Annotated in this window: 7 protein-coding genes; 6 read left to right on the top strand and 1 reads right to left on the bottom strand. The window is 64.0% G+C overall.

What is annotated here, in order from left to right; all coding sequences use genetic code 11:
* The first annotated feature begins 100 nt into the window (after nt 1-100).
* The 6 genes from KA354_16365 to KA354_16340 all read left to right on the top strand — a co-directional run bounded on the left by KA354_16365 (nt 101) and on the right by KA354_16340 (nt 9,973).
* On the top strand, nt 101-1,165 hold the full coding sequence (locus KA354_16365) for a MoxR family ATPase (GenBank protein ID MBP7936217.1): 1,065 nt from the start codon (nt 101-103) through the stop codon (nt 1,163-1,165).
* Nucleotides 1,134-2,054: a DUF58 domain-containing protein gene (locus KA354_16360; GenBank protein MBP7936216.1), complete on the top strand. Its 921-nt coding sequence runs from the start codon at nt 1,134-1,136 to the stop codon at nt 2,052-2,054. Before KA354_16365 ends, KA354_16360 begins: the two co-directional genes overlap by 32 nt.
* Before the next feature lie 112 nt (nt 2,055-2,166).
* Nucleotides 2,167-4,548: a BatA domain-containing protein gene (locus KA354_16355; GenBank protein MBP7936215.1), complete on the top strand. Its 2,382-nt coding sequence runs from the start codon at nt 2,167-2,169 to the stop codon at nt 4,546-4,548.
* A complete protein-coding gene (locus KA354_16350) occupies nt 4,545-6,980 on the top strand; it encodes a VWA domain-containing protein (protein MBP7936214.1) in 2,436 nt (811 codons plus the stop codon). Before KA354_16355 ends, KA354_16350 begins: the two co-directional genes overlap by 4 nt.
* 8 nt (nt 6,981-6,988) lie before the next feature.
* Complete coding sequence (locus tag KA354_16345; protein ID MBP7936213.1) at nt 6,989-9,229, top strand: hypothetical protein; 2,241 nt, start codon at nt 6,989-6,991, stop codon at nt 9,227-9,229.
* A 12-nt stretch (nt 9,230-9,241) separates the two neighbouring features.
* Nucleotides 9,242-9,973, top strand: a complete 732-nt coding sequence (locus KA354_16340) for an MgtC/SapB family protein (GenBank protein MBP7936212.1) — start codon at nt 9,242-9,244, stop codon at nt 9,971-9,973.
* A 406-nt stretch (nt 9,974-10,379) separates the two neighbouring features.
* Here the strand turns inward: KA354_16340 and KA354_16335 are convergent, their stop codons facing one another.
* Nucleotides 10,380-11,576: an AI-2E family transporter gene (locus KA354_16335; GenBank protein MBP7936211.1), complete on the bottom strand. Its 1,197-nt coding sequence runs from the start codon at nt 11,574-11,576 to the stop codon at nt 10,380-10,382.
* Between the last annotated feature and the right edge of the window lie 36 nt (nt 11,577-11,612).

Genomic DNA, 11,612 nt, shown 5'->3' with positions numbered 1-11,612 from the left:
TCGCCTGGTTCCCCTTCGGTAGCGGGACAACGGAGTAGCTGAAAGCGGAGCGCTGGCAGCTCCGCGGAGAAGGAACCACTGAATGAATGAGCCAACCAAGATGACGAGCGACGCGCCTGCGGACGCCGACTTAGTCGCCGTGCATCGGCTTCGGGCGGCCTACGATCGCATTCTGGCCGAGCTCGGCAAGGTGATCGTGGGGCAGGATCGCGTGCTGGAGGAGCTGCTGATTGCGCTCTTCGCCGGCGGGCACTGCATTCTCGAGGGCGTGCCCGGTCTGGCCAAGACACTGATGATCTCGACGCTGGCGAGGTCATTGAACCTGACCTTCTCCCGGATCCAGTTCACGCCGGACCTGATGCCTTCCGACATCACTGGCACGGAGGTGATCCAGGAGGACAAGGCCACCGGCAGCCGCGCGTTCAAGTTTCTCCGCGGGCCGGTGTTCGCCAACGTGGTGCTGGCCGACGAGATCAACCGGACGCCGCCCAAGACCCAGGCGGCGCTGCTCGAGGCGATGCAGGAACGCCAGGTCACGGTCGGCGGCAGCCGCCACGTCCTTACCCCGCCGTTCTTCGTGCTCGCGACCCAGAACCCAATCGAGCAGGAGGGCACTTACCCGCTGCCCGAGGCCCAGCAGGACCGGTTCATGTTCAAGGTGTTCGTCGGGTATCCAACCTACGACGAGGAGTTGCGAATCGCCGAGGTGACCGCGACCGACATCACCGGCGCCCGCGACTCGATCCCTGCGGTGCTGGACGCCGAGCAGGTGCTCGAGCTTCAAGACGTCGCCCGGCGCGTGCCGGCCGCCCGGCATGTGGTCGCCCATGCCCTGGACATCGTGCGCCGCACCCGGCCGGGCGAGCCCGGCGCCCCGGAGATCACTGCTCGCATGATCAAGTGGGGGGCCGGCCCGCGAGCGGTACAGTTCCTGGTGTCGGCGGCCAAGGCCCGGGCCGTCCTCCACGGGCAATACCACGTTTCGGTCGAGGACATCCGGGCGGTCGTCCATCCGGTGCTGCGGCATCGGATCGTCACCACGTTCTCGGCCGAGGCCGAAGGTTACTCCACGGATCGCATTATCGATGAGTTGCTGTCCCAGATCCCTCCCCATCAGTCGGCGTTGACCCAGGATGGCAGAATACAGAAAGTACTTGGATCCTGAGGTTCTCGCCAAGATCTCGCGGCTCGAACTCCGGGCTCGCGTGATTGTCGAGGGCTTCATCTCCGGCTTGCACAAGAGCCCGTACCACGGGTTCAGCGTTGAGTTCGCCGCCCACCGCGAGTATGTTCCCGGCGACGATATCCGGCACATCGACTGGCGGCTCTACGGCCGCGGCGATCGGCTTTACATCAAGCAATACGAGGAGGAAACCAATCTCCGCACCCAAGTACTGCTGGACTGCTCGCGATCCATGGCCTATCCGGAGAACGAGCGGGCCGGCTGGCGCAACAAGTACGACTATGCGGCCACCCTGGCGGCCGCGATCATGTACCTGCTCATGCATCAGCAGGACGCATGCGGCCTGATGCTGTTCGATCATGCCATCCGCCGCCAGATTCCGCCCACCAGCCGCACCGCCCAACTGCTTTCCATGATCGAGCTGATCGAGGCCAACCAGCCGGATGACACCACCGACCTCAAGATCCTGCTCGCCGATCTGGCGGGCCAACTCCGCCAGCGCGGCCTGGTGGTTCTGATCAGCGATATGCTGGCCGACATCGATGCCTTGACGGCCGGCTTGCAGCGTCTGCGGCATTCCGGGCATGACGTGATCGTGCTGCACGTGCTTGATCACGACGAGCTGGCCTTTCCGTTTCGGGAAAACACCCTGTTCGACGGCCTCGAGCAGCCGGACCGGCGGGTCCTGGCCGATCCCCAGGCCTTGCGGGAGAGCTACTTGGAGATCGTCCAGCGGTTCATCAGCCGGATTCGCTCCGCCTGCGTGGACAACCGCGTCGACTACTGTCTGCTGTCCACCCGCGACCCGCTGGATGCGGGGCTGGCGGCGTTCCTGGCGGCGCGGATGAGAAGAGGGACACGAAGGTGGTGATGGAGGAGGGCCGGCAAAGGAATTCGGAAGCGTGGGCGGTTGCTGACGGGAGACGCCTGGCTGCGTCTCGGGCACAGCCTGCCGTCCATCTTCACTGGGGCGTGGTTCAATCGTGACCGCGTACGGCTACATGCTTGGCGCCTTGGTGACTCCCGCGTTCTTCACCGCGGGCGCGGTCGCGGTCGGTCTGCCCATCCTGATCCACCTGCTCAACCGACGGCGATTCCGACGGGTGCGCTGGGCAGCCATGGACTTTGTGGTTGAGGCTCAGCGCAAGAATCGGCGCCGAGTCCGGTTCGAGGAGCTGATCCTGCTCGCCTTGCGTTGTCTGGCGATGCTCCTGGTGGGACTCATGCTTGCCCGCTGGTTCATCCGTCCCGCCGCCCTGACCGCTGCGCTTGGTACGTCCACGCGCACCGAGCGGATCGTTCTGCTGGATGACACCTACAGCATGCGGCTGCTCGAAGGCTCGTCGGCTGCTGCTGGGTCCGGGGGCGAGGGGGCTACCGTTTTCGCTCGCGGGAAGGCGGCGATCGCCAACCTCGTTCGCACGTTCAGGGAGATTTCGCCCTCCGATCCGTTCACCCTGGTCTTGATGTCCAGACCCGACAAGCCGGTGCGGAGCGAAGCCAGCCTTGCGGGGATGGACATGCGAGCATTTGGTGAGGAACTGGACGCGCTCCGGGCTTCTTTCCACGGTGGCAACGTCCCGGCCTCCATGAGTGCCCTCCGGCGACTGCTTGAAACGCGCCGGTCGAACCTTGCCGCCGTGGTGTACATGGTCAGTGATTTCCAGCGGATCGACTGGGCTACGGGCGACGAGGCCGCCCCGGTCGCGACGGGGGCGCGTCGCGGGCCCCTCGCGGTATTTGCCGACTGGCCTCAGGAAAAGTGCGGTCTGCGCTTCGTTCTTGTCGCTGTCAGGACGGCCGTTCACGCCAATCTGGCGGTAACGGCCATCGAGCCTCAACAAGCTCAGCCGGTGGCCGGAATCGAGGCCCGCTATGCGGCCAAGGTGACGAACTACGGCCCGGCCCGTTCGGAGGCCACTTCCCTGCAAGTGTATGTCGGCGATGCTGCCCAGCCGCCGACGGCTGTTCCTGCAATCGAGCCGGCCCAATCGGCCGACGTTGTCCTCGACGTCACTTTCCCCTCCGAGGGCGCCGACACGCTGACCGTTGAGTTGCCCTCGGATCCTCTTCCGGCGGACAACACTCGCTGGCATGCCGAGCCGGTCGCACGGGCCTTGCGCATCCTCGTGGTCAACGGCGAGTCGTCCGCCGATCCTTACGCGGACGAAGTCTTCCTCCTGGGCGTTGCGCTTCGCCCCGAGGGCCCCCAGTTTAGCGGCAACGAACTGACTACCGTCGACGCCGACGAGCTGGACGCGACCGATCTCGCCCTTTTCCATCTGGTGATCCTGGCCAACGTGAACCGGCTGAACGAGGACACGGCCGAACGACTGAAGTCCTACGTCGCCGCAGGCGGTGGTCTGGCGATCTTCCTTGGCGATCAGGTCGACGGTGACTCGTATAACCGGGTGCTGTATCACGACGGAAGCGGCCTGCTGCCCGCGAAGCTGGGCGAGTGGGTGACCACGGTGGCCGACCAGCCCGGCGTGCCCGTCGGTGAACTTGACGCCAGCCATTCGGTCGTGCGTCCCCTCGCTCGCCGGAACGTCGACCTGTTTGTCGGGGCACAGGTGTTCCAGTTTGTCGCCTGCGAGCCCGCGACCTCGTCGCAGCCAACCGCGGACACAATGGCCGCGGACAGACCGGCCACCATGCCCGGGTCTGACCTGTTGCCCGGTCCTGCCCGCGTGCTAATCCGCTTGGCGGACGCCGACAGGCATCCGCTGCTGATGGAAAGGTCGTTCGGGAACGGGCGGGTCATGCTCTGCACGTCCACCGCCGACAAGGAATGGAACGATTTGGCCGACCGCCCCGTCTTCGTCGTCCTGGCCATGGAAACCGTCCAGTATCTCGCCCGCCGCCCTGCCGGGATCAGGGAGCATTCGGTGGGCGAGCCGATCCGAAGACCATTCGAGCCCGACCGGTTTCAGCCCGGCATGATCGTCCAGACGCCCCTGTTCCCCGCCGAGCCGTCCATCCATCTGGAAATGCAGCCGGATCCGCAAACCGGTATCCCCGGCATCCTGTGGCCCAACACGGAGCAGCCGGGTCTCTACAGGTTTGAACTTACCAGTACCACCGGCCAGACCGCCGTCGAGCCGATCGCGGTCAACGTCGATCCCCGCGAGGGTGATTTGCGGTGCACGGATCGCACCTCACTGATGGCTTTCGCTGCCGGCGTGCCCGCGGAGTACATTTCGGCCGCCGACCTGGCTCGGCTTCAGGAGGAGCAGGCTCGCCGCGAGTTGTGGCCCGGCCTGCTCCTGCTGCTCGTGGTCGTCCTGATGAGTGAGCAGTTCCTGGCCTGGTACTTCGGTGCGGGTCGGAATCTGAGTGCCCTTTGGCGGGGAGGAACGCGATGACAGCTTCCCTGCCTCCGCTCGCCGCAGAGACAATCGAGCATCGCATCGAGTTGGCCGGCCTGCCGCACGGCTGGTTCGCGGTGTTGTTCGTGCCGCTGCTGGTCGGCCTGCTGCTGGCAGTGATCTGGCTCTATCGTCGCGAGCAGCGGGCCGGGGCATCATTCCGAGCTCGCGCCGTTCTGACCGCCCTGCGATGCTCGGTCATGGCGACCCTGGCTTTCATCTGGCTCGAGCCAGTCGTTGCCGTCTACATCCACCGCCGGATCGATGCACATACCCTCGTGCTTGTGGATGGCTCGGCCAGCATGAGTCTCATCGACCGCTATCCCGAACCGGAAGATGCCCAGCGACTGAACACCCTGCTTGCGGCTGCCTCGCCGCCGGCCCAGACACCGCCCGCGACTGCACCCCGTGGGGCGAGAAAAGGGATGGTGAGCCGCATGGACATTCTCGAGTGCATCCTGGGTGACCATGCGAAAGGTCTTCTTGCCCGCTTGGCCGCCCATAACCCTTTGCAGGTGTATCGATTCGGCGACTGTCTCGAGCGAATCGCCGCGGAGGGTTCCTCGCTGACTGCGGACATGTCCATGACCGACTTGGGTCGCGGGGTGCGCGGAGCGGTCGAAGCCCAGGCGGGAGCTCCCGTCGCCGCAATCGTCGTGTGTTCTGACGGTCGCTTCAATCATGGCGAGCCGCCGGACACCATCGGCCGGTACGCCAGGTCTCGCCGGATCCCGATCCATGCCGTGGGCGTGGGTGACCCCGCTGAGCCGCGGAATGTGGCCGTCGTGTCCCTGGATGCTCCGCCGAACGTGTTCGTGAAGGACCCCTTCTCTGTCACCGCGCGACTGACCGCCCAGGGTGTCGCCGAGCAGACGGTGAATGTCAGTCTGCTGCGCGGCGGAGACGGTACCGGCTCGACCGAGCCAGTCGCCACCCGGACGGCCACCGTGAACGCCACAGGACAGGTCGAGCCGGTGGTTTTCGAGCAGATGCTCAGCCAGGCGGCCCAAGTCCGCTTCATGGTTCGTGTGGTCCCGGTCGATGGCGAGACGCTGGTTGTGGACAACACACGCGAAGTCACCGTGAGGGCCCTGGACAACAAGATGCGCGTCCTGCTCATCGCGGGCGGCCCAAGCTACGAGTATCGCTACGTGACCAACCTCCTGGTGCGTGATGCCACCTTCGACGTGAGCTGCTGGCTACAGTCCGCCGATGAGACGGCTATTCGCGACGGCAAGACGATCATCACCGAGCTGCCGGCGATGGCCGAGAAGCTCGCCCCGTACGACTGCATCATCATGATGGACCCGGATCCGGAAGACCTCACGGCGGAGTGGATCGCGGCCGTCGAGGCCATCGTGGCCAACAACGGGAGCGGCTTGCTCTACGTTGCCGGCCGGGCGAATACTCCTCGGCTCATGCACCAGGCGTCGCTCAAGCCGTTGATCGACCTCCTGCCGGTCTCGATCGATGCGGGGGAGGCGGACCTGTTGTTCAACGAGATGGGTACCTACCAGGTCACTGCCTGGCCACCCGGCGTACCGGCCGCGGTCGCCAATCACCCGGTCCTGGCGATGTCCGATCAGCCGAGTGAGAATCTCCAGACGTGGTCGCGTCTCGGAGGCGTGTATTGGCACTACCCGGTGCGGCGGGCCAAGCCGGTGGCTACCGTGCTCCTCCAGCACTCCAATCCCCGGATGCGCGGCCACGAGGGCGGGCATGTCCTTCTCGCTACTCAGTTCGTCGGCTCCGGCCGAGTCGGCTTCATGGCGTTCGATAGCACCTGGCGATGGCGGCGGTCCGGCGAGCAGTACTTCAACAAGTTCTGGGTCCATCTTCTTCGCCACCTGGTTGAGGGTAAACTGCTCAGCGGCCAGAAGCGCGGTATGATCCAGACCGACCGCGACGCCTACGCGGTGGGCGAGGCGGTGACCCTGGAAGCCCGCCTGCTTGACGAGCATCATCTGCCGCTCGATCGACCCGAGGTGGTCATGACCATCCGGCACGAAGGCGAGCCTGACCGGACCGCGAATCTGGCCCCTCAGCCGAATCGTCCCGGTTGGTATCGCGGGCGGTTCGTGCCCCTCCGGCCCGGCATCCACGGCCTTCAGGTCGATCTGCCGGGCGGCACGGACGCTGGAGAAGCCTCGGTGCGCGGTGAGGTGCGTGTCGGACAGGCTGACATCGAGTTCCGCCAGACCTCGCTCGATCGCGAAGCCCTGCGGACCCTGGCGTCGCAGTCAGCCGGCGGTGAGTATTTTGACGTGGACGAGGCTGGCCGGCTGGCCGACCTCATCCCGAATAGGACCGTGAGTATGGTTCTCAGCGGCGAACCCATGAGGCTGTGGGATCGCTGGTGGACGTTGGCGGCACTCGTGGTGCTGCTCAGCGTGGAGTGGTTGGTGCGCAAACGCGTTTGCCTGCTTTGAACGATCCTATGCCCGGCGAAAGTAGACCCACAGATTTCGATCGGGGTGTTCTCAGCCACCTGCGCGGTCTGGGGCGACGGCTGCGCCTGTATCTGGTGATCGACGGGTTCATGTGGCTGGGTGTGGTTCTGCTTGGCGCGGTTCTCCTCACCCTGCTCATGGACCGGACGTTCCATCTGGGCCGGGACATGCGTACGGTCCAGCTGGCCAGCCTGTCGGCAGTGCTGATTCTCATCGTGTCGCGGCTCGTGATCCATCCGATGCGGGTCCCGATCCCCCTCACCGGTCTGGCCCTGCTGCTGGAGCAATGGTATCCCCAGCTTCAAAGTCGATTGATCACCGCCGTCGAGTTCACGGACCCCGCATCCCCACCGCGGACAGACGTCAAACGTTCGTCCGCCATGATCCAGGCGGTGATCCGGCAGGCCGAAGAGGCCACTGCCCAACTGAGCTACCACCGGGGTTTGGCTCATGCCCGCGCTCAGCGCAACCTGAGCCTGGGCCTGGGCTGCCTTGTGGTGTTGGCCGGTCTGTGTCTGGCTGCCCGCCCAACCATGGCGATGTGGTTTCAGCGGAATGTCTTGCTACGCGATGTGGAGTGGCCGCAAAGGAACAGGCTGACGATCCAGGGCCTCACCGACGGCGTTTTGCGTGTGCCGCGCGGTGAGGATGCTACCATCACGGCGACCGTCGATCCCGGGTTCGAACCGCCGATGCAGGTGTTCATTCGCTATGAAAGCACCAGTGGCCAGATCGGTCGGGAACAGATGCCTGCCTCACGCGGCGGTGTCCCCGCCAGCGGACCGGCCGATGCCCTTCGAGCGGACACGCCGGAGTCACCGGGCGATCAGTTCCTCCACACCTTCGAGCGGCTTGCCGAGACGCTCCGCTGCCAGGTTCATGGCGGCGACGCTCAGACCGAGTGGTTCACCATCGAGGTCGTGGATCGCCCTCAGGTCGTGGACGTGAACCTGAACGTCACCCCCCCCGCGTACACCCGAATGGAGGCGTACGATCTGCGGGCGGGTCAGACCGTCGCCGAGGTGCTGAAGGGCAGCGTCGTCCAAGTGCGGATCAGAGCCAACCGGCCGGTGCGTGAGGCCATGCTCATGCGCGACACGGGTGCAGGCCAATCCGTTGAGGTCAGGCCGGCCCAGCGAGCGGCGGCCGATGCCTTCATCGCGGTCGAACGGCCCACGGAGAGCGCCGTCTACCATTTCCGGCTCGTGGATGGCGATGGATTGAGCAACGAGAGCGAGCGCGTTCGCCCCGTGCAGATCTCGGTCAGACTGGTCGCCGATCGGTCGCCCAGAGTGAAAATGCAGATCAAGGGCGTCGGGGAGATGGTGACCCCAGCCGCCAGGTTGCCGATCGACACCGATTTCTCCGACGACTACGGCCTGGCCGCGGTGTCACTGGTCTGCGGAGCCGCGGAGCAGGTCGGCTCCCTCCCGCCCCAGTCGATTCCTGGCTTTGAGCCCGGACCGCGACGATTCCAGGCCGACCTGATCTGGTCTCCAACCGCACATGGTTTCAAGGAAGGCGACCGCGTGGTTCTGCACGCGGAGGCTCACGATGCCGACGATATCACCGGTCCTCATGTCGGCCAATCGCCCTCGGTGACCCTCCGCTTGGTCAGTCCTGAAGAGGTGTTGGCCGAACTCAGTCGCCGCGAGCAGGAGTACCGCCAGGACTTCGAGCGGCTGGTTCGCACCGAGGAAGAATTGCTCAACGAATGGCTGGGTGCCGTCTCGGTGGATGACCGTCGGGATCGCGATGCGGCCAAAGCCCAGGTCTGGCTGCAGATGGCTCGTCGGCAGCGCGATTACGGGGCCAGGGCGAACGCGCTGCGAGGCCAGTTTGAACAGGTGCTCTCCGAATGGCGGATCAACCAGCTGGCGACACCGGAGGTCGAAGAACGGCTCGGGCGGCGTATCGTGGCCCCCATGGAGGTTCTCCATCGCGAGAAGATGCCCCTCGCTGCCGACCGCCTGGAGACAATGGCCAGGACGTGGACGGAGGATTCTCAGCAGGCCGCCCGCCTTGCGTTGCAGGCGGTGCTGACCGAAATGAAGAACATCCTCGCCAGCATGGTCAAGTGGGAGGGCTTCCAGGAGGCAGTGACCTTGCTCCGCGACGTTCAGAAGATGCAGCGTCAGGTCAGCGAGGAAACGGACAAGCGTATCGAGCAGGCGGTGTCCGGTGGGCCCGCCCAGAGTCAGCCGGCTCGTCCGTCACCCGAAAGATGATTGAGAGGCCCTATGAACGCGATCAGACCCTACCTGTTCGACCTCCATCGGGTGCTTACCCCGCCCTGGGACGACACGGTCCTTATCCTGGTTGCCATTGTGTGCGGGGTGATCGTCGGCTTCGAACGTGAATCGAAGAACAAGCCCGCCGGGTTGCGCACGGTCTCCCTGATCTGTGTGGGCAGCACGATCTTCACCCTCGCGTCAATCCTCATGGCTTCCGGTTCAGCGGCCGACAGGGGGCGAATCGCCGCCCAGATCGTGACTGGAATCGGCTTCCTCGGAGCCGGAGCCATCATTCGGGAGCATGGAACCGTCGTCGGATTGACCACCGGGGCGACCATCTGGACCGTGTCGGCCATCGGCGTACTCATCGGCACGGGTTATGCCGTCGGTGGCCTGTTTCTGACGTTGATCGTGGTCGCCATGCTCCGCGGAGTGACCGTCTTGGAGCGTTTTCTGCTCGGAGCATGCCACTATCAGCACTGCCGCGTGGTCTATGACCCCGCGGATGGCAAGACACGGCTTCGTCTGCTACGCATCCTCGATGAGTTTGGTGTTCCCGATCGCGCATGGCTGATCGAGAAGGAGAACGGACTCGAAGCGATACGCATCCAATGCTGCGATCGTCACCACACACATCGCCTGCTGCTCGCCGAACTGGCTGATGTGCCTGGCGTCGAAGCGGTCCATCATGCGTTCGCGACCGGCGAGATGAAAGGTGCCGACCGCCATGTCGTGTAAAGATCGACGGATGAAATGCCGATCTTTGAGAATCCAAGTGTCGTGAATGTGCCCTTGGTGGTCATACGCACGCTCACGAATGAGGATGAACGCGACGCTGAAGTCAAAAAAGTTGCCCGTAGGGGAAAAAAGTTGTTGACTCGGCGCTGATCGCTCGTTAATTTGCACGTGAATCCCGTTTGCGTCACGCGGGATGGTAGGTTTCGTTTTGTAGGAGAACGTGTCATGGCTAAGAAGAAAGCCGCGAAGAAGAAAGTCGCCAAGAAGAAGGTCGCGAAGAAGAAAGTCGCGAAGAAGAAAGTCGCGAAGAAGAAAGCCAAGAAGTAACCCGACCGTTGGTGACTCAAAGCCATGCAAGGGCGTTCCGAACAATCGGGACGCCCTTGTTCTTTTGACGGGATTCCGTCTACCCTGTTTCCGCTCGTTCACCGCGCCGCTTGCGGGGTGTCGAGGGCATCTGGGCGACGTTCAGTACATAGTGCGTGACCGGGATACCCAGCAGCATGCCCCACACGCCGAACAGCTTCTCGGCTACGAGCAGAATGATGATCACGATGACCGGGTTGAGATGGAACCGCGCGGCGTAGATCCGCGGGTTGAAAACATAGGCTTCGAGCAAGTGCACGATGACGATCATCCCCAGGGCAAGTAGCGCCCATGAAATGCCCTCATTGTTGAAGGCGATCAGGATGATCGGCACCGAAGAGATAAAAACCCCCAGGACGGGGATCAGCCCGAACAGAAAGACGATCGTGGTCAGCAGGAGCAAGGGCTGGATCTGAAGCGCGAAAAGACCCAGGCAGGTCACGGTCGCATTGAACAGGGCCACGAGCATTTGGCATTGAAAGGCCGTGCCCACGACCCCGGAGAACTCAACGACGCTGGCCGTGGCCTCGTGGAAGAATCGTCCTACTGGCGTCTCCCGCCAGTTGCGCAGTTCGTGCCCGATGCGGTCAAAGTCCAGCACGATCAGGAATGACAGCAGGATCGCCAGCAGGAAGCTCAACGTGCCGGTCCAGACACCTGTCACGAACTGCCTCAGCATGTCGCCCGGCGAGGCAGTACCCTGGGCTCGCGTGGCGCTGGGGATGAGGCTGACCAGCAGGTTCTGGAGCTTGTCTGCCAGGACCCGCTTGTCCACCTTGTCGATCGTGGACGGAGAGGAGGCGGAATCGCCGGTTTCGTGCTCTCCAGAATCGGAGGACGTCCCCTGGGTCCGATCGGCGCCCACGTACTTGATCAAGGCCTGCTCCATGCCGTAGCGGGGCGCGGCCTTCTTGACCTCATCCGCCAACGTCTCGAACAACCTTGGAACACGCCGAGAGAACTGGGCTCCTTCGTCCACAAGCCGGGGGATGGCCGTGAGCAGGAGCAAGACAAGCAGGGCTACGGTTCCCAAGTAGGGGAAGACGACGGCCGCCCAGTAGGGAAGGCGGGTCGTGTTCACCAGGAACTTGGCCACCTTGCGCATCACGAAACCGAAGATGAAGGCCATGAAGACCAGGGCAAAGAAATCACGGAGCAGCAGCAGCATCGCGAAGAAGACGATCCACATCACGATCCTGCGGTTGATGTTGTAGAAACGCTGAAGGTCCAGCTCCACCGTTGCGGTCTCCCAAGATACTGCAAAGGCAGACTA

The organism is Phycisphaerae bacterium, from assembly GCA_018003015.1.
Lineage (GTDB): Bacteria > Planctomycetota > Phycisphaerae > UBA1845 > PWPN01 > JAGNEZ01.
This window is presented reverse-complemented; position numbering and strand designations above follow the sequence as displayed.

Bases quoted from the DNA above. Each gene is read 5' to 3' on its own strand.
- KA354_16365 (MBP7936217.1), top strand. From the start codon at position 101: ATGACGAGCGACGCGCCTGCGGACGCCGACTTAGTCGCCGTGCATCGG.
- KA354_16360 (MBP7936216.1), top strand. From the start codon at position 1,134: ATGGCAGAATACAGAAAGTACTTGGATCCTGAGGTTCTCGCCAAGATC.
- KA354_16350 (MBP7936214.1), top strand. From the start codon at position 4,545: ATGACAGCTTCCCTGCCTCCGCTCGCCGCAGAGACAATCGAGCATCGC.
- KA354_16345 (MBP7936213.1), top strand. From the start codon at position 6,989: ATGCCCGGCGAAAGTAGACCCACAGATTTCGATCGGGGTGTTCTCAGC.
- KA354_16340 (MBP7936212.1), top strand. From the start codon at position 9,242: ATGAACGCGATCAGACCCTACCTGTTCGACCTCCATCGGGTGCTTACC.